17 protein-coding genes are annotated in these 17,096 nt (G+C 66.4%); 8 read left to right on the top strand and 9 right to left on the bottom strand.

Annotated elements, in window-relative coordinates:
- Position 1 precedes the first annotated feature (1 nt).
- Positions 2–1,354 carry a GH1 family beta-glucosidase gene (locus NLR35_RS30120; RefSeq protein ID WP_257170171.1) on the bottom strand — a complete coding sequence of 451 codons (1,353 nt, stop codon included), beginning with the start codon at positions 1,352–1,354 and terminating at the stop codon, positions 2–4.
- Between the two features lie 189 nt (positions 1,355–1,543).
- Between NLR35_RS30120 and NLR35_RS30115 the strand changes: the two genes are divergently transcribed.
- From NLR35_RS30115 to NLR35_RS30095, 5 genes are read left to right on the top strand one after another with little or no spacing between them, the layout of a single operon-like run.
- Entirely contained in the window at positions 1,544–2,494 is a 951-nt protein-coding gene (locus NLR35_RS30115; RefSeq protein ID WP_257170170.1) for an ABC transporter permease, read from the top strand.
- Positions 2,495–2,505: 11 nt separating this feature from the next.
- A complete protein-coding gene (locus tag NLR35_RS30110) occupies positions 2,506–3,366 on the top strand; it encodes an ABC transporter permease (RefSeq protein ID WP_257170183.1) in 861 nt (286 codons plus the stop codon).
- Complete coding sequence (locus tag NLR35_RS30105) at positions 3,363–4,373, top strand: ABC transporter ATP-binding protein (RefSeq protein ID WP_257170169.1); 1,011 nt, start codon at positions 3,363–3,365, stop codon at positions 4,371–4,373. Before NLR35_RS30110 ends, NLR35_RS30105 begins: the two co-directional genes overlap by 4 nt.
- Entirely contained in the window at positions 4,370–5,422 is a 1,053-nt protein-coding gene (locus tag NLR35_RS30100; RefSeq protein WP_257170168.1) for an ABC transporter ATP-binding protein, read from the top strand. The genes NLR35_RS30105 and NLR35_RS30100 overlap by 4 nt, the downstream gene beginning before the upstream one ends.
- Positions 5,423–5,457: 35 nt before the next feature.
- Positions 5,458–6,945 (top strand): ABC transporter substrate-binding protein, encoded by a 1,488-nt coding sequence (locus tag NLR35_RS30095; RefSeq protein WP_257170167.1) that lies wholly within the window; start codon positions 5,458–5,460, stop codon positions 6,943–6,945.
- 277 nt (positions 6,946–7,222) lie between these two features.
- On the opposite strand, the gene NLR35_RS30090 is transcribed toward NLR35_RS30095, so the two are convergent.
- Complete coding sequence (locus tag NLR35_RS30090; RefSeq protein WP_257170166.1) at positions 7,223–7,384, bottom strand: hypothetical protein; 162 nt, start codon at positions 7,382–7,384, stop codon at positions 7,223–7,225.
- A gap of 230 nt (positions 7,385–7,614) precedes the next feature.
- Here NLR35_RS30090 and NLR35_RS30085 point away from each other — a divergent pair, with 230 nt between their 5' ends.
- On the top strand, positions 7,615–8,562 hold the full coding sequence (locus NLR35_RS30085; RefSeq protein WP_257170165.1) for an NAD(P)/FAD-dependent oxidoreductase: 948 nt from the start codon (positions 7,615–7,617) through the stop codon (positions 8,560–8,562).
- A gap of 61 nt (positions 8,563–8,623) precedes the next feature.
- Complete coding sequence (locus NLR35_RS30080) at positions 8,624–8,788, top strand: hypothetical protein (RefSeq protein ID WP_257170164.1); 165 nt, start codon at positions 8,624–8,626, stop codon at positions 8,786–8,788.
- Between the two features lie 6 nt (positions 8,789–8,794).
- Here NLR35_RS30080 and NLR35_RS30075 read toward each other — a convergent pair whose 3' ends face one another.
- The 6 genes from NLR35_RS30075 to NLR35_RS30050 are packed head-to-tail and all read right to left on the bottom strand — an operon-like array spanning position 8,795 to position 15,045.
- Entirely contained in the window at positions 8,795–9,637 is an 843-nt protein-coding gene (locus tag NLR35_RS30075; protein WP_374940874.1) for an ABC transporter permease, read from the bottom strand.
- Positions 9,638–9,648: 11 nt separating this feature from the next.
- Positions 9,649–10,578 (bottom strand): ABC transporter permease, encoded by a 930-nt coding sequence (locus NLR35_RS30070; RefSeq protein ID WP_257170162.1) that lies wholly within the window; start codon positions 10,576–10,578, stop codon positions 9,649–9,651.
- Entirely contained in the window at positions 10,578–11,570 is a 993-nt protein-coding gene (locus tag NLR35_RS30065; protein ID WP_257170161.1) for an ABC transporter ATP-binding protein, read from the bottom strand. Before NLR35_RS30065 ends, NLR35_RS30070 begins: the two co-directional genes overlap by 1 nt.
- Positions 11,567–12,541 carry an ABC transporter ATP-binding protein gene (locus NLR35_RS30060; protein WP_257170160.1) on the bottom strand — a complete coding sequence of 325 codons (975 nt, stop codon included), beginning with the start codon at positions 12,539–12,541 and terminating at the stop codon, positions 11,567–11,569. The genes NLR35_RS30065 and NLR35_RS30060 overlap by 4 nt, the downstream gene beginning before the upstream one ends.
- 4 nt (positions 12,542–12,545) lie before the next feature.
- On the bottom strand, positions 12,546–14,183 hold the full coding sequence (locus NLR35_RS30055; RefSeq protein WP_257170159.1) for an ABC transporter substrate-binding protein: 1,638 nt from the start codon (positions 14,181–14,183) through the stop codon (positions 12,546–12,548).
- Positions 14,184–14,223: 40 nt separating this feature from the next.
- Complete coding sequence (locus tag NLR35_RS30050) at positions 14,224–15,045, bottom strand: sugar phosphate isomerase/epimerase (RefSeq protein WP_257170158.1); 822 nt, start codon at positions 15,043–15,045, stop codon at positions 14,224–14,226.
- Positions 15,046–15,254: 209 nt separating this feature from the next.
- On the opposite strand from NLR35_RS30050, the gene NLR35_RS30045 reads away from it, so the two are divergent.
- The gene (locus tag NLR35_RS30045) at positions 15,255–16,394 is read left to right on the top strand and encodes a hypothetical protein (protein WP_257170157.1); all 1,140 of its coding nucleotides are present in this window, start codon (positions 15,255–15,257) and stop codon (positions 16,392–16,394) included.
- A gap of 47 nt (positions 16,395–16,441) precedes the next feature.
- Here the strand turns inward: NLR35_RS30045 and NLR35_RS30040 are convergent, their stop codons facing one another.
- Positions 16,442–17,086: a hypothetical protein gene (locus NLR35_RS30040; protein ID WP_257170156.1), complete on the bottom strand. Its 645-nt coding sequence runs from the start codon at positions 17,084–17,086 to the stop codon at positions 16,442–16,444.
- Positions 17,087–17,096: the final 10 nt, after the last annotated feature.

Here is a 17,096-nt window from a genome sequence, read left to right as displayed (position 1 = left end):
CTCACTCTTCCGCCCGGTTGTGCCGCCCGGCGGGATCGTCGGATGCCCGGTGAGCCGCAATCTTCTCCGCATACCACCGCGCCGATGCCTTGGGAATGCGGCGCTGCGTGGCGTGATCGACATAGACAATGCCGAAGCGCTGCGAATAGCCCGCTCCCCATTCAAAATTATCGAGCAGCGACCAGACGAAATAGCCGCGCACGTCAGCGCCGGCGGCGATCGCCTGTTCCATCGCCGCGGTATAGGCCTTCAGGTAGCCGATCCGGTCCTCGTCCGGGATGCCACCCGCGGCATCGATCACGTCGTTCGCGGCCGTTCCGTTCTCCAGCACGTAGATCGGCAGATGGAACCTTTGATGAATGTCCGTCAGCGTGTCGCGGAATGCGTCGGGCACCACCGGCCAGCCGATGGCGCTGCGCCGCACGGTCGCCGGGGCGGGGCCGAAGCCGGCGCCGATCAGGTTGGTGTCGGCCTTCACGTAATGCGGCGAGTAGTGGTTCAGCCCGAACCAGTCGACGGGCCGCGCGATGTCGGCCATGTCGCCGGGCTCGATAAAGGGCGCAACCGCGTCCTGCAGCCCTGGTGGATAGCAGGCGAACGCCTGCGGGAAGGGGAAGGCGTCGTTCCAATAGGCGGCGAGACGCAACGCTGCCTTAGCGTCCTCGGGGCGGTCGGTCGCGGGATAGCACGGCTGGCGATTGTGAATGGCGCCGATCGAAGCGCCGACGACATCTCTGCGCAGCACGTCGACGGCGCGGCCATGGCTCAAGTTGACGTAGTGAATGGCTCTGTGCAGCGCTGCTTTGTCGGCGATCCCCGGGGCATGCCAGCCGAGGCCATAGCCGAACAGCGTGAACACGCAGGGTTCGTTGAAGGTGGCGAAGCGCTTGACCCGGTCGCCATAGCGACGCGCGACCAGCGCGGTGTAGTCGGCGAACCAGCCTGCGATGTCGCGGTTCTGCCAGCCGCCGAGCGCTTCCAGCGCCTGGGGCAGATCCCAGTGGTAGAGGCACAGCCAGGGCTCTATCTCTGCGGCCAGCAGCGCGTCGATCAGGCGGTCGTAGAAGGCGAGGCCGGCCTCGTTGGCCGCGCCGTGTCCCTGCGGCAGCACGCGCGGCCATGCGATCGAGAACCGGTAGGCGTTGAGCCCGAGCGTGCGCATCAGCGCGACGTCCTCGGGATAGCGATGATAGTGGTCGCAGGCGACCTCCGCGGTCTCATTGCCTTTGATGCGGCCCGGCGCGCGCAGATAGACGTCCCAGATGCTGTCGGCGCGGCCGCCGAGATGGGCCGCCCCTTCGATCTGGAAGGCCGAGGTCGAGGCGCCCCAGACGAAGTTCGGACGTGTGGTCATGATGGAAGAGTGCCTGCGTTGCTGCGGTCGGGCGGATGATGCCGATCGCGGCCGTCGGGCCGTTGACGGGGATCAAGCGTCTCGGCGGTGTCCTGCGCTTGCGGGGGGCGATCATGCAGGCAACGGGCTTGCATCCCGGGCCAAAGCTGTAGAACGTGCGGCCGCCGAGAATGAGGAGTTTCGGCTCGAATGAGCGTGTTTCTGCTGCGGCGATGCCTGACTTTGCTCGCGACCCTGGTCGGTGCGTCGCTGATCATTTTCCTGGTGCTCGATGCCCTGCCGGGCAACGCGGCGCAGATGCTGATGGGCGCCGACGCCTCGCCCGATGCCGTGAGGGCGCTGACGATCAAGCTCGGGCTCGATCAGCCGCTGGCGCTGCGCTACCTGCAATGGCTCGGCGGGCTCGCCACCGGCAATCTCGGCAACAGCTATGCCTATGGCACCCCGGTGGCGGAGCTGATCCGCGAGCGGCTCGCGATGACGATCCCGCTGGCGATCCTCGCGATGGCACTGACGACGGTGCTCGCGCTCGCGGCCGGCATCTACACGGCCGCCAACCACAACCGCATCGGCGATGTCGGCGTGATGTCGCTGACCCAGATCGGCATCGCGCTGCCGAACTTCTGGTTCGCCATTCTCCTGATCCTGCTGTTCGCGGTGAAGCTGCAATGGCTGTCGGCGGGCGGCTTTCCCGGCTGGGAGGACGGCATCTGGCCGGGGCTGCGCTCGCTGCTGCTGCCGGCGGTGGCGCTCGCGGTGGTACAGGCCGCGATCCTGGCGCGGGTGACGCGCTCCGCGGTGCTCGACGTGCTGCGCGAGGATTTCGTGCGCACGGCGCGCGCCAAGGGCCTCAGCAAGCGCGAGGTGCTGTGGCAGCACGTGCTGCGCAACGCGATGATCCCGGTGCTCACCGTGATGGGGCTGCAATTCGCCAATCTGCTGGCCGGCACCATCGTGATCGAGAACGTGTTCTATCTGCCGGGTCTCGGCCGCCTCATCTTCCAGTCGATCGCCAACCGCGACCTGATCGTCGTCCGCAACTGCGTGATGCTGCTGGCCGCCATGGTGATCATCGTCAACTTCGTGGTCGACGTGCTCTATGCGGTGATCGATCCGCGCATCAAGGTGCACGAGCTGTGAGTGCGTCGGTGATGGTTCAAGCCGGCGCGCCTGCGCCGAACGCGTTCTGGCGCCGGGCGCTGCGGCATCGCAGCTTCACCGTCGGCGCGCTGCTCTGCCTCGTCGTGCTCGGCGCCGCGCTGCTGTCGCTGGTGTGGACGCCGTGGTCGGCCTATGAGATCGACGTCGCCTCGAAGCTGCGGCCGCCGTCATCAGCGCATTGGCTCGGCACCGACGTGCTCGGCCGCGACATCGTCTCGCTGCTGCTGGTCGGCGCCCGCGCGACCATTCTCGTCGGCGTCATCGCGGTCGGTATCGGGCTGACCTGCGGCGTTGCCCTCGGGCTCGTCGCCGCCGCTCAGCGCGGCTGGAGCGAAGAGCTGATCATGCGCTTCAGCGACTTCACCTTTGCTTTTCCCGCGGTGCTCTCGGCGATCATGCTGGCGGCCGTGATCGGGCCGGGCATGGTGACCTCGATCACCGCGATCGGCATCTTCCAGATCCCGGTGTTCGTCCGCGTCACCCGCGGCTCGGCCGGTGCGATCTGGGCACGCGAGTTCATCCTGGCGGCGCGCGCCGCCGGCAAGGGCCGCTTCCGCATCACCGTCGAGCACGTGCTGCCGAACATCCTGTCGATCCTGATCGTGCAGGCGACGATCCAGTTCGCGCTGGCGATCCTGGCGGAGGCCGCATTGTCCTATCTCGGCCTGGGCACGCAGCCGCCGCAGCCGTCTTGGGGACGCATGCTGAACGACGCGCAGACCCTGCTGTTCCAGTCGCCGAGCCTGGCCGTTTATCCGGGCGCCGCCATCGCGCTCGCGGTGCTCGGCCTCAACCTGCTCGGCGATGGTCTGCGCGACCTGCTCGATCCGCGGCTGGCGAGGCAGCGATGAGCGCGAACGATCATCCTCTGCTTGACGTCTCCGGTCTCGGCATCCGGCTCAACACCAGTCGCGGTCCGGCGCAGGCCGTGCGCGAGGTCTCGTTCGCGCTGAAGCGCGGCGAGACGCTCGGTATCGTCGGCGAGTCCGGCTGCGGCAAGTCGATCACCGCGCTCGCGCTGCTCGGGCTGCTGCCCGACAGCGCGGTCGTCAGCGGCAGCATCAGGCTCGACGGGCGTGAACTGGTCGGGCTCGAGGACGCCGACTATTGCAAGCTGCGCGGCAACCGGATCAGCATGATCTTCCAGGAGCCGATGACCGCGCTCAACCCGATGCACACGATCGGTCATCAGGTGGCCGAGCCGCTGCTGCGCCACACCGGCTGTTCGGCTGCGGAGGCGAAACGCGAGGCGATCGCGCTGCTCGACCGTGTCGGATTGCCGGACCCTGTCAGGCGCTTCGACGCCTATCCGCATCAGTTCTCCGGCGGCCAGCGCCAGCGCATCACGATCGCGATGGCGCTTGCCTGCAAGCCCGACGTGCTGATCGCCGACGAGCCGACCACCGCGCTCGACGTCACCATACAGCGCCAGATCCTCGACCTCATCGCCGACCTCGTCGCCGAGCAGGGCATGGCGATGATCCTGATCTCGCACGATCTCGGCGTCATCGCCGAAAACGTGCAGCGCATGATCGTGATGTATGGCGGCACGGTCGTCGAGAGCGGCAGCACGGACGCTGTGTTCTCGCGCATGGGCCATCCCTACACGCAGGGCCTGTTTCGCGCGCGGCCGCGGCTCGGCGCGCGCAAGGGCATGCGGCTTGCGACCATCGCCGGCACCGTTCCGGAGCTCGCGGATCTGCCCGCCGGCTGTCCGTTCGCCGATCGCTGCGATCTGGTCATCGACGCCTGCCGCGCGGCGCTGCCGCCGGCGATCGAAATCGGTGATGGGCACCAGGCCCGCTGCATCCGGACCGATGCCGCGCTCGCGCGCGTTCCGGTGGGAGTGGTCGCGTGAGCGTCGTCGCACAGCAGCATGCAGCGACGCCGCTGCTCGAGGTTCGCGATCTCGTGCAGCGCTATACGCTGCCGCGCGAGAGCCTGTTGCGGCCGCGGGGGCAGGTGCTTGCGCTGAACGGTGTTTCGCTCTCGCTGATGGCAGGCAAGAGCCTCGGCATCGTCGGCGAGTCCGGCTCGGGCAAGTCGACACTGGCGCGGCTGATCATGGCGCTGGAGCGGCCGTCATCGGGCTCGGTGCTGATGGCCGGGCGCGATCTGAACGAGCTCTCGGCGGACGAGCTGCGCCGCGCGCGGCGCGACTTCCAGATGGTGTTCCAGGACCCGTATGGCTCGCTCGATCCGCGCCAGACCATCGCCCGGATTGTCGCCGAGCCGCTGACTGTCCTGGAAAGACCTGATCGCGACTCCTTGCGCGCACGGGTGGCCGCCGCGCTGCGGCAGGTCGGCCTGCGCGATGCCGACATGGATAAATATCCGCACGAATTCTCCGGCGGCCAGCGCCAGCGTATCGCAATCGCGCGTGCGCTGATGACACAGCCGAAGCTGATCGTCGCCGACGAGCCGGTCTCGGCGCTCGACGTCTCCGTGCAGGCGCAGGTGCTGAATCTGATGCAGGATTTGCAGGAGCAGTTCGGTCTCAGCTACGTCCTGATCAGCCATGATCTCGCGGTGGTCGATTATCTCTGCGACGAGGTCGCGGTGATGTATCTGGGCCGCATCGTCGAGCGGGGACGTCCCGAGGACCTGTTCGGCCAATGCGCGCACCCCTATACGCGCGCGCTGCTGGAGGCGGTGCCACGGGCGCAGGCCGGTGCTGCCAGGCGCCGGCGCGCGGATGTTGCGATCGCCTCGCAGTCCCTGGGCACGGTCGGCTGCGCCTACGCGCCGCGGTGTCCGCTCGCCGATTCTCATTGCCGCGCGACCGCCCCTGCCTTGCGGGCGCTCACGGGGCAACATTCGGCTGCCTGCCACCATGCGGAAAGCGTCATGGCGCTGCCGGCGCCGGCCACCGCGGAACTTCCGCCTCTTGTCTCGAAGCCGCTTTGACGCGTAATTTGGTTCCGTCCGGGAGAAACAAACAGATGTTGAAAAAACTATCCATCATCGCCTTGACCGCGCTCGTCGCGGTTGTCGCGCCGGCCTCGGCGCAGAGCAAGAAGGACAGCGTCATCGTCGGCATGACCCTGGAGCCGCCGGGGCTCGATCCGACCAGCGCGGCGGCGGCCGCGATTGCCGAGGTCACGCTCTACAATGTCTATGAGACGCTGACCAAGATCAACGAGGACGGTTCGGTGTCGCCGCTGTTGGCCGCGAGCTGGCAGGCGACGTCCGACCTCAAGAGCTACACGTTCAAGCTCGTCAAGGGCGTCAAATTCCAGAACGGCGAGGCGTTCGATTCCGCCGCGGTGAAGTTCTCGTTCGAGCGCGCCGGCGCGGCGAACAGCACCAACAAGGACAAGGCGCTGTTCCAGGCGATGGAGGCGGTCAACGCCCCCGACGCCGAGACCATCGAGATCAAGCTGAAATATGCCGAGCCCAACCTGCCGTTCCTGCTCGGTCAAGCGACGGCCTCGATCGTCGAGCCGAAGAGCGCGCCGACCAATGCGACCCAGCCAGTCGGCACCGGGCCGTATACGCTCGGCGCCTGGGCCAAGGGGTCATCGCTGACCCTGGCCAAATGGCCCGACTATCGCAACGCCGCTTCCGTGAAGCTGTCGAAGGTGACGATCCGCTTCATCTCCGATCCGGCGGCGCAGGTCGCAGCCTTGCTGTCGGGTGATGTCGACGCCTTCCCGCGCGGCACCACCGCGCGCACCATCGCGCAGTTCAAGTCCGACCCGCGCTTCACGGTGCTGATCGGCGGCTCCAAGGCGAAGACCATCGTCACCATCAACAACAAGAAGAAACCGCTCGACGACGTCCGCGTCCGTCGCGCCATCCTCGCAGCCATCGACCGCAAGGCGATGATCGAGGGCGCCGTCGATGGATTGGGGACGCCGATCGGCAGCTTCTACGTGCCGGGCTCGCTCGGCTACGTCGACACCACGGACATCAACCCCTACGATCCGGAGAAGGCCAAGAAGCTGCTCGCGGAAGCCGGCGTCACCACGCCGCTGCAGCTGTCACTTCGGCTGCCGCCGCCGGCCTATGCGCGGCAGGGCGGTGAGGTGCTCGCGGCGCAGCTGGCCAAGGTCGGCATCGTCGCCAAGATCGAGAACCTCGAATGGGCCGCATGGCTGTCGCAGGTGTTCAACGGCCCGCACGATTTCGATCTCACGATCGTATCGCATGTCGAGCCGTTCGACCTCGTGAAGTTCACCGAGAAGAGCTACTATTTCGGCTATCAGTCCGAAGCGTTCGACAAGCTCTATCAGAAGATCGTCGACACCCCCAACGAGGCCGATCGCGCCAAGCTGCTCGGCGACGCCCAGCGCATGCTGGCGACCGACGCCGCTGCCGGCTTCCTGTTCCAGCCGCAATGGATCACCGTGATCAACAAGAAGCTGAAGGGCGTCTGGAAGGACGTCCCGCAGTTCGAGAATGATTTCTCGAGCTGGAGTTGGGAGTGAGTGTTACGGCTGTTCGCACGACGCCGCAGTGACGCTGCCAGATACAAAGCCCTCTCCCCTTGCGGGAGAGGGCATCGCAGGCCTATCCGCGCACGAGCTTGGGTGAGGGGTATCTATCCGTGAGCGGCGCGCGCCGAGAGATACCCCTCACCCGAGCCAGTTTGCCGCTCTGTTCTACATGCCCTCTCCCGCAAGGGGAGAGGGCGCAGTAACTGCCAGCGCGCCTGGATCACAATTGGCGTCTAGCCGTGGATCCACCTCGCGTTGTTCTATCAGTTCAATTCGGCCATTCGATCGGCGTGAACCGCAATTGCCGGCGCCGCATCTCGGCCTGAAGCTCCTGGGCGTATTGCTTCGCCCGGTCGCCGATCAGCCGGTAGGGTCCCCCGATCCGGCTGTCAGCGGCCACCTGCTTGCGAACACTTTCGTAGTACGCCATCAAGCTTTCATCAGTCGAATTCACAAATCGCATCCACGCGCCCTCGCAACAGATCCCCCTCGCTGCCAAGTTTGCACGGCTTTTCCGCCGCGGCAGCGACATAGGTTAACGTTCCCTGCCGCAAATGGTTCCATTTGTGTTCCCTGTGTCCGGTTTGATTGACGCGTCGTGTAACAGGAACCGTTCCGTCCTTCGGCATTTGGTTCCGTCGATCCAATGCGAGGGCGGCGATGCGCACCGAAGTTCTGGTTATCGGCGGCGGTCCTGCGGGACTGATGGCCGCAATCTATCTGGCCCGGTTCCGGCGCCATGTCGTGGTCGTCGATAGCGGGGCATCACGCGCGGCGCTCATTCCTCGAAGCCACAATCTGCCAGGGTTTCCGAACGGCCTTCCCGGAACCGAGCTGCTCGCACGAATGCAGCGGCAGACCGAGGAGCTCGGCGTGCCCATCATCACCGGTACGGTGACCGCGCTCGAGCAGCGGGACGGAGCGATCATCGCCTCGCATCAGGGCGATTCGATTGTGGCACAGCGCGCTATTCTGGCCACGGGGATCGTCGACAAACAGACGCCGCTGGCCGACTGGACATCGGCCGTGCGCGATGGCCAGCTACGCTACTGCCCCGTCTGCGACGGCTTTGAGGCCCGCGGCGGCAAGATCGCCATCGTTGGGCCGCTCGGACATGCCGCCGGCAAGGCGCTGTTCATGCGCGTCTACAGTTCCGACGTCACGCTGATCCCCGTCGGCGACGAACAGAACGACGACAAGCGCCGAGAGCTGCAGGCCGCGGGCGTCCGCATCACGCCGACGCTTCAGGCGCTGCATCGTGAGGAGCACGCGATCGCGGCCGCGTTCGCAGACGGCCGCAGCGAACGGTTCGAGATCGTGTATCCGGCGATGGGCGCTGATGTTCGGTCCGACCTCGCGATCAGGCTCGGCGCGCGGCATACGTCGGAGGGCTTTCTGGACGTTGATGCCAAGCAGCGTTGCGGCGTCGAAGGGCTCTATGGCATCGGCGATGTCGTCACCGACCTGCATCAGATCGCGGTCGCGTTTGGTCATGCTGCAGTCGCGGCATGCCACGCCCATCATTCGCTGCCAATGCGCTACGCGGAAACGGGCGATCAATCCGCGAGCGAAATTGATCGCAACCTGAAATCGCGATATCGTATGTGAGTGCCGTTGCCGTTGACGTTGACGTGTCGGACCATGACCCATGGACAGGAAGTCGGCATGTTTGGCAGCTGCGTCCAGCTGCCGTGAGGAGGCCGAGCGTGATCCCGCCCGGCGTGATCTCTGGCTGCAGCAGGCGTCGAAATGGATGGCGCTCGCCGGTGAGCAGGCGGGGCATGCCCTGATCGTCTGCGATCACGCCGCGGCGAGCCCCGACGCCCGCCGCTGAACGGGATCATTGCAGCGTCGGATCAAGCTTGTCGCGAAGCCAGTCGCCGATCACCGAGACCGCGAGCGTCGTCACCACGATGGTGGCCGCCGGGGCGAGCATGATCCACGGGGCGCGCGTGAGATACTCGCGGCCATAGCCGACCATGTTGCCGAGGCTGGTCATTGGCGGCTGTACGCCGAGGCCCAGGAACGACAGGCCTGATTCCAGCAGGATGACTTCCGGAAACACCAGAGTCATCGATACGATCAAGGTCGAGGCGATGTTGGGCAGGATGTGCCTGAGATAGACGCGCTGCGGCGTGGCGCCGAGCTGGCGCACGGCGGCGGCATATCCCTGAGCATTGGCGGAGATCGCGAGCCCGCGGGCGATGCGCGCGTAGCGCTCCCAGCCGAACAGGCCCATCAGACCGATCAGCAGCGGCAGCGAGTTGCCGAAGAAGGCGAGCACGGCGAGCGCGAGGATCAGGAACGGCATGCTGGCCTGGAAGTCGGCGAGCATCAGCACGAACTGCTCGACGAGGCCACGGAAATGCGCGGCGAGAAAGCCGAGCGTGGTGCCGGCAATCGCCGAGATGGCGGTCGCTCCGAACGCGATCAGCAGCGAGATGCGGATCGAGACGATCAGGCGGGAGAGGACATCGCGACCGAGCTCGTCGGTGCCGAGCCAATGGGCGGGATTTCCTGGCAAGGAGAGGCGGTTGCGCAGGTCGAACTTGGTGAAGCCGTAAGGCGCGATCTGATCGGCGAAGATGGCCAGCACGAGCATCGCGGCGATCCAGCCGATCGCAATGCTGACGGAGACGGGGATGTTCGGCCAACGCGGCCGCCTTGCGGCCGGCGCTTTCATCGCGACATCGGTCATGCCTCGGCTCCCTTGCTGCGCAGCCGCGGATCGAGCAGGCCGTAGAGGAAATCGACGATCAGGTTCGACGTCACCATCGTCATCGCCACCAGCAGCAGGATGCATTGCACGACGGCGAGGTCGCGATTGGCGACGGCGACGACGAGCAGCCGGCCGACCCCGGGCCAGGAGAACACGCTCTCGACCACCACGGCGCCTGCGATGAGGCTGCCGACCATGAAGCCGAGGATCGTGACGGTGGGTATCGCGGCGTTCGGCAGCGCGTGATCGGTAATGACGCGGCGCCAGGGCACGCCCTTCGCGGACGCCGTGCGGATGTAGGGCTGGCCGAGAATCTCCAGCATCGCGCTGCGCGTGAAGCGGGCGAGCACGGCGGCGCCGCCGAAGCCGAGCGTCACGATCGGCAGGATGGCGTGACGCCACGAGTCCTGTCCGCCCGATGGCAGCCAGCCGAGCTGCACGGCGAAGATCAGCACCAGCAGCAGCGCCAGCACGAAGCTGGGGACCGTGAAGCCGGCGACCGCCGTGATCATCACGGCGCGGTCGATCGCAGATCCCCGACGCAGGGCGGCGTAGATGCCGGCGGGGATGCCGAGCAGCACCTTCACGAGGAACGCCGGAATCGTCAGCGCGAGCGTGGCGGGGATGCGCTCAAGCACGAGCTGGATTGCCGGACGGCCGTCGCGCATCGAGCGGCCGAGCTCACCCTGGCCGATCGCCTTGAAGTAGTCGAGATATTGCACCCAGATCGGATGATCGAGGCCCCACGCCTTGCGGAACGCTTCGATGACTTCCGGCGGCGCCTCGGGCCCCATGATCATCAGCCCGGGATCGCCGGAGAGCCGCAGCACGATGAACGCAAAGGTCACGACGAGCGCGATCGTCAGCAGCGCGCGGGCAATGCGGATCGCGAAGAAGCGGAGCATCACGCGGCGTCCTGGGTGTGCGATTGTGAACCCGTCACAAGGTGGCAGGCGACCTGGCGCTGCGCATCGAGCGCAGCGAGTGCGGGCACCTCGATGGCGCAACGCGCGCTCGCATGGCGGCAGCGCGGATGGAAGGCGCAGCCGGAGGGACGCGCGGCCGGATTGGGCGGATCGCCCGTCAGCACGATGCGACCGATGCTGCGGCGGCCCGGGGCCGGCGAGGCTGACACCAGCGCCTGTGTGTAGGGATGCTGCGGCTTGGCGAACAGATCGTCGGCATCGCCATATTCGACAATGCGGCCGAGATACATCACCGCGACCTTGCTGCTGATCTGGCGAATGACTCGGAGATCGTGGCTGATGAACAGCATGGTCAGGCCGAGCCGCGCCTGGAGGTCGACCAGCAGGTTCACGACCTGCGCCTGGATCGAGACGTCGAGCGCGCTGACCGGCTCGTCGCAAACCAGGAAGTCGGGCCTCGTCGCGAGCGCGCGCGCCAGCACGATGCGCTGGCGCTGGCCGCCGGAGAGCGCGCCGGGATAGCGGCGGCCATGGCTGTCATTGAGATCGACTGACAGCAGCAGCTCGCGCACGCGCGCGTCGCGCTCGTCCTTGGTGCCGATGTCGTGGATATCGAGCGGCTCGCGGATCTGCTCGGCGACGGGAAGCCTGCGATCGAGCGCGCCGAGCGGATCCTGGAAGATCATCTGCATGCGCGCGCGCTGAGCGCGCCATGCGGCCGTGCCCGGCGCGGCAATCGGCGCGCCGTCGAAGCGGACCGTGCCCGCGTCCGGCGGCTCGAGTCCGAGCACCATGCGGCCTGTGGTGGATTTGCCGGAGCCGGACTCGCCGACGATGCCGAGCGTCTCGCCTTTGACGATGGAGAAGCTCAAGCCGTCGACGGCGTGGACTGAAGTCGTGCGCCCGAACAGGCCGGTCCGCATCCGATAGGTTCGCGAGATCTGGTTGATCTCGACCAGCGGCGTGGTCATTCGGCGGCGAGCTCCACCGGCAGCCGCTGCGGCCGCAGGCAGGCGACCGCGCGATCCTGCACGATCGGCGCCAGCAGCGGCACGCCGGCATGACAGCCGTCGCCGGCGAAACTGCAGCGTGGCGCGAAGGCGCAACCGCTCGGCAACGCGCGCGGATCGGGCACCGTGCCGGGAATCGCCTGCAATCGCCGGCGCGCGCCATCCAGCGGCGGCAGCGCGCCGATCAGGCCTTGCGCGTAAGGATGCCAGGGATCATCGAACAGACGCGTGGCCGGCGCGCGCTCGACGATGCGGCCGGCATACATCACGCAGACACGATCGCAATTCTCGGCGACGACGCCGAGGTCGTGGCTGATCAGCACCATCGCCATGTTGAACTCGCGGCGCACGGCCGCCAGCAGGTCGAGGATCTGCGCCTGGATGGTGGCATCGAGCGCGGTGGTCGGCTCGTCCGCGATCAGCAGGTGCGGCTGGCCGGCGAGCGCGATCGCAATCATGATGCGTTGGACCTGGCCGCCGGAGAATTCGTGCGGATAGGCCGACAGCCGCCTGTTCGCATCGGGAATGCCGACGAGATCGAGCAGCCGGAGCGCCTCGATCCGCGCGGCCTCGCCGCGCAGGCCGCGATGCAGAGCGAGGCTCTCGCACAGTTGGCGCCGGATCGTGAGCACGGGATTGAGCGCGCTCGCGGGATCCTGAAAGATCATCGCGATGCGCCGGCCCCGGACCTGGTCCAGCACCTTGCCATCGGCCCCGATCAGCTCGCGGCCGTCGAGCGTGGCGGAGCCGGCGACCTTCGCCTTGGCGGGCAGGAGGCCGAGCGCCGCGAGCCAGGTCACCGACTTGCCGGATCCGGACTCGCCGACGAGACCCACGGCCTCGCCCTTGTCGATGTCGAGATCGATGCCATGCAGCACAGGGGTGCCGTTGAAGGCGACTTTCAGGCCGGAGATGCTGACTAGCGGCGCCACGGCATCAGACTCCGTAATTGCCGGTGCGGAAGTCCATCGCGAAGGCCGGCGAGGCCTTCCACTTGATCGACTTCGGCTTGGCGGTGAAGGTCGCGTTCTGGTGCAGCACCGTGTAGGCCGGGTCCTCGCGCTCGGCGATTTCCAGCATGCGGCCGAACGCCTTCTTGCGCGCCGCGCGATCGGTCGAGGTCTCCAGGAACTCCGACAGCTTGTTCAGCTCGGCATTGGTCCATTCGCCGACCTGCTGCTGCTGGCCGTTCGGGCCGTGCTGGGCGACCAGCGAGGAGACAGGATCGTTGAAGGCCGCCGAGTTCGACCAGTCGCGCACGGCGCGGTTCGGCGCGCGCTCCAGGATCTGCGACCAGTTCTCCTTGGTCTCGATCTGCACGTTGAGGCCGACGGCCTGCCACATCTCGACCAGCACCTGCGCGGTCGCGGTCTGGTTGGTGTAGTAGTTGTTGAGCAGGCGGTAGGGGATCGGATCGCCCTTGTAGCCGGCCTGCTTCAGCAGGTCCTGCGCCAGCTTCGGGTCGAACGCCGGCACGCTCCAGTCGGCGATGAACATGTCGCCGTAGAACTCCCATTGCAGGCCCTTCGGCACGCGGGTGCGGCCGGCCCACAGGCTGTCGACGATGGCCTGGCGGTCGATCGCGTGGGTGAAGGCGCGTCGCACCAAGGGATTGGCGAGCTGCGGATGGTTCTTGTCGAACACGGTGAGGCGGTGATTGAGGATGGTGCCGCCCTGGACTTCGAACGCCGTGTTCTTCTCGATGCCGGCGATCTGGTCCGGCGGGATGTCGCAGGCGAACTGATATTCGCCGGACAAGAGACCATTGATGCGGCTCGCGACTTCAGGCACTTCGAGGAAGCGGATGCGCTTCAGCGGCGGACGGCCGCCCCAATATTCGTCATGGGCTTCGAGCGTCAGCGACACGTCGGGCTTGAACTCGACGATCTTGTAGGGACCGGTGGTGATCGGCTTGCGCGCCCAGTCGAGATAGCTCGCCGCCTCCTCCCAGCCGCGCCGGCTCATGATGTCGGAGCCATAGCGCATCAGGCGGCCTTCGATGGTCACGTCAGGCGTCGCGTTGACGAAGCGCACGGTGTATTTGTCGACCGCGTCGACGCGGACGAGGTCCGGCCACATCCGGCGCGCGACGCCGATCACGTCCGGCGGCAGCTCCTTGCCGGGGCGCGGCGTCGGGATCTTCTCGAACGCCTTGATGGTGCTGCGGCTCTTCGCTTCGCTGTCGCCGAACATGCGCTCGCGGCTGAACGAGAACACGACGTCCTCGGACGTCATCTCGTCTCCGTTGTGGAACTTGACGCCCTGGCGCAGCTTCAGCTCGACGGTCTGGTCGTCGATCCGCTTCCACTCGGTGGCGAGGCCGGGGACGGCTTCGAGATTGCCGCGGAAGTTCTTCGAGATCAGGCTTTCCCACAGCGAGGAGTAGAACACGCGCTCGCCGACATTGGACTGCTCGCGCAGCACGTCGAGCACGTTCGAGTTGGTCACCTTCTGCACGGCAATGGTGACGGAGGGACGGTTGTCGGCCTGCGCGATCGAGACGCGCGGCAGGATGAAGCTGCCGCCGATCGCGGCGCCGGCGCCGAGCAGGCCGCGGCGGGTGAGCTTGGTCATGGCAATCTCTCTTGAGGTTGTCAGGAAAAGAGGTCGTTGCTTATTGGGCGAGGCCGAGCGAGGCGAGATGCGCCGCGCCGAGCTTGACGTGATCGTGGTTGCGCAGCTCGAGGATCAGGCGCGGATTGGAAGAGAGCTTCGCCAGCGCGCGGAACACGGCAATCCAGCGGATATTGCCTTCGCCGGGGGCCCAGTGGCGGTCGGCATAGCCGTCGGTATCCTGGAGATGCACATGCGCCAGCATGTCGCCGGCGGCATCGACATAATAGTCGACCGGCGGAGCGCCGGTGGAATGATGCGCGTAGTTGGCGTGGCCGGTGTCGAGCGATACCCGCACCTTGTTGCTGCCCAGCGCCTTGGCGAGGCCGACGCGATCCAGCGGATTCTTGTCCTCGATGTTCTCGATCACAAGCTCGCAATTGGCCTGCTCGGCGGAGGCGATCACGTCCGACAAGGTCGCACGAACACGCTCGATCAGCGCCTCGCGATTGTCCGGCAGCATGTCGATGTTGTTGTAGTCCCAGGTCGTGTAGGGCGAGTGGATCACCATCTGCGTGGCGCCGAGGAACTCGGCAACTTCCAGACCTTGCAGCAGCCGCTTGGTCACGGCGCGGCGGATCATCGGGTCGTGGCTGGCGATGGTGAAGCCCCAGAACGGGCCGTGGATGCCGAGCCGGCCGGTATGGCCCGAGAGCATCGACTTGATCTCCTTGGCCGTGCTGCGCCAGTCGCTGTCGAGCAGGTCGGCGCGGAAGAAATCCTGGATCTCGAGATCGCGCTGGCACTCGAGCAGCCAGTCGGTGTGGGCCGGAATCGATTTGACGGAGAGGGCGGCGCCCAGGACGGGCAGCGTGGCGGACATTTGGCGAGATCCCTTCTTGAGACCTCGTGAGCGCTAGCGGAGTTCGATGACGTTCCCATGAAGGACTGTGGACGGCGACCGCGACATGTTGTGTGTACCTGCCCGCGATCGGGCGCAGCCGGTCTATCCCTTGAGTAGAAAGTCGCTCTACGCATCTACTTGACGTGGCCGCCGGAATTGCAACAATGCGGCGAAAAAGGGGATGTCAGATGACGGTGCGGCGGGCGATCTTTGCAGCGATGCTTTCGGTTCTTGGGCTGGCGTCGGCCGCGCTGATCGAGCCGGCGTATGCCAAAGGTCCTTATGGCACGATCTCAGTGGCAGGCTGGTCGGGCGGCGCCTATACCGACGACAACACCGGCAAGTTCTCGAGCTGTATCGCGTCCGCAAGCTACAAGAGCGGCATCAGTTTCGGCGTGCTCGCGCTGCCGACCTACAATTGGGCGCTCGCGTTCATCCATCCCGGTTGGTCGCTCACGCAGGGACAGAAGTTTCCCATCGTGCTCAGCTTCGATGGACGAAATTCCTACAATGTCGAAGGCTCTGTGTGGTCGGCCAACATGGTCGTCGTGCCGATGCCGAATGACTCGACGCTGATCAAGACGTTCCGGGCGGCACGGACGATGTCGGCTTTCGCGCAAGGCAACCTGTTCCAGTTCGATCTCAACGGCACCTCCGTGATGCTGCTGTCGCTCGCCAATTGCGTACGCATGATCAATGCCGGTGGAATGGCAGCAGCGACGAACTTCACTGTGCAGCCCAACGCTGCCACGGCGCAGCGTCCGGCCGCGCCGCCCGCCACGACCGCGCCTGCTGCAGTGGCCAGCGTTCAGCCGGCACGAGCCTCGGAGGATTCTCCCGAGCTGCAGCTCGAAGCCATGCAGATCGCCTCCAACTTCATCCTCAAGGCTGCGCTGTCGCATCCCGCGATCCTGGGCGGCGGCGAACGGCCGGTGTGGCTGACGGCGGGCGGCGTCGCCTGGAAGTCGGACAACGCCACCGGTTTCGTCCGCATCGTGCCGCCGCAGCGCAATCTCGACGGCCTCGAGGTCGCCGCCACGATCATCGGCAACGACGCACGCGACTGCAAAGGCAAGTTCATCTCGGCGCGCAACAGCGAACTGGTCGACAGCGCGGTGGTGTTCCGCGGCATGTCCTCCTGCGAGGACAGCGAGAAATCGGATATCGCCGAGTACTTCATCTTCCCGCGCAAGGCCGGCGGCTTCGTGCTGTTCTCGGTGATCACGCCGACCAAGCCGGTCGGCGGCGGCACCGGCCAGCAGCTGCAGACGCGCGAGGAGGCCAACGCCAACTTCCGCAAGGCGGCGTATACGTCAATCGGCAAGTAGGCGTCCGCGGAGCTGTTCGAGCAGCTCTACGGCCGGAGTCCACCCGCTCAGCCGCGTGAGGCCTTTGGACGCCTGACAGCGCGCACCTTGCCGCTGCCGCCGCCGCCGCAATACAGCATCTCGCGGCCGTCGGATTCCATGCCCGACACTCCGGTGCCCTGGGGCATGTCGAGCTGATCGAGCACCTCGCCCGTCTCCGGATCGATCCGCCTGATGTCGCTGATATCGTCCTCCCAGGTGCCGTGCCAGAGCTCGCCATCGACCCAGGTGACGCCGGTGACGAAGCGCGTGCAGGGGATGCTGCGCAGGATCTGTCCCGTCGCGGGATCGATCTGGTGGATCTTGCGATCGCGATAGGCGCCGACCCACAGCGAGCCTTCCGCCCAGGCGAGCCCGGAATCGCCGCCGCCGGAGGGCGCGGGGATCGTCGCGAGCACGCGGCCGCTGACGGGATCGACCTTGTGAATGCGATCCTCGGCGATCTGATAAAGGTGCCGGCCGTCGAAGGCCGTGCCGGCATGGGAGGGCACATCCAGCGACTTGCGCACCGTGCCATCGGCGGGATCGAACGCCTTGATGCTGCCGCCGGTCGCGATCCACACCCGCTCGCCGTCAAAGCTGACGCCGTTCACGCGGTCTGCGTCGTCGAACGGGCCATATTCGCGAATGATCTCTGCAGGTGCGCGTGTCATGTGGTGATCC

The organism is Bradyrhizobium sp. SRS-191 (assembly GCF_024586915.1).
Taxonomy (GTDB): Bacteria; Pseudomonadota; Alphaproteobacteria; order Rhizobiales; family Xanthobacteraceae; genus Bradyrhizobium.
This window is presented reverse-complemented; position numbering and strand designations above follow the sequence as displayed.

Excerpts from the sequence above, each read along its gene's own strand:
- NLR35_RS30120 (WP_257170171.1), bottom strand. The coding sequence starts at position 1,354 with ATGACCACACGTCCGAACTTCGTCTGGGGCGCCTCGACCTCGGCCTTC.
- NLR35_RS30115 (WP_257170170.1), top strand. The coding sequence starts at position 1,544 with ATGAGCGTGTTTCTGCTGCGGCGATGCCTGACTTTGCTCGCGACCCTG.
- NLR35_RS30110 (WP_257170183.1), top strand. The coding sequence starts at position 2,506 with ATGGTTCAAGCCGGCGCGCCTGCGCCGAACGCGTTCTGGCGCCGGGCG.
- NLR35_RS30105 (WP_257170169.1), top strand. The coding sequence starts at position 3,363 with ATGAGCGCGAACGATCATCCTCTGCTTGACGTCTCCGGTCTCGGCATC.
- NLR35_RS30095 (WP_257170167.1), top strand. The coding sequence starts at position 5,458 with ATGTTGAAAAAACTATCCATCATCGCCTTGACCGCGCTCGTCGCGGTT.
- NLR35_RS30090 (WP_257170166.1), bottom strand. The coding sequence starts at position 7,384 with ATGGCGTACTACGAAAGTGTTCGCAAGCAGGTGGCCGCTGACAGCCGG.
- NLR35_RS30085 (WP_257170165.1), top strand. The coding sequence starts at position 7,615 with ATGCGCACCGAAGTTCTGGTTATCGGCGGCGGTCCTGCGGGACTGATG.
- NLR35_RS30075 (WP_374940874.1), bottom strand. The coding sequence starts at position 9,637 with ATGAAAGCGCCGGCCGCAAGGCGGCCGCGTTGGCCGAACATCCCCGTC.
- NLR35_RS30070 (WP_257170162.1), bottom strand. The coding sequence starts at position 10,578 with ATGCTCCGCTTCTTCGCGATCCGCATTGCCCGCGCGCTGCTGACGATC.
- NLR35_RS30065 (WP_257170161.1), bottom strand. The coding sequence starts at position 11,570 with ATGACCACGCCGCTGGTCGAGATCAACCAGATCTCGCGAACCTATCGG.
- NLR35_RS30055 (WP_257170159.1), bottom strand. The coding sequence starts at position 14,183 with ATGACCAAGCTCACCCGCCGCGGCCTGCTCGGCGCCGGCGCCGCGATC.
- NLR35_RS30050 (WP_257170158.1), bottom strand. The coding sequence starts at position 15,045 with ATGTCCGCCACGCTGCCCGTCCTGGGCGCCGCCCTCTCCGTCAAATCG.
- NLR35_RS30045 (WP_257170157.1), top strand. The coding sequence starts at position 15,255 with ATGACGGTGCGGCGGGCGATCTTTGCAGCGATGCTTTCGGTTCTTGGG.
- NLR35_RS30040 (WP_257170156.1), bottom strand. The coding sequence starts at position 17,086 with ATGACACGCGCACCTGCAGAGATCATTCGCGAATATGGCCCGTTCGAC.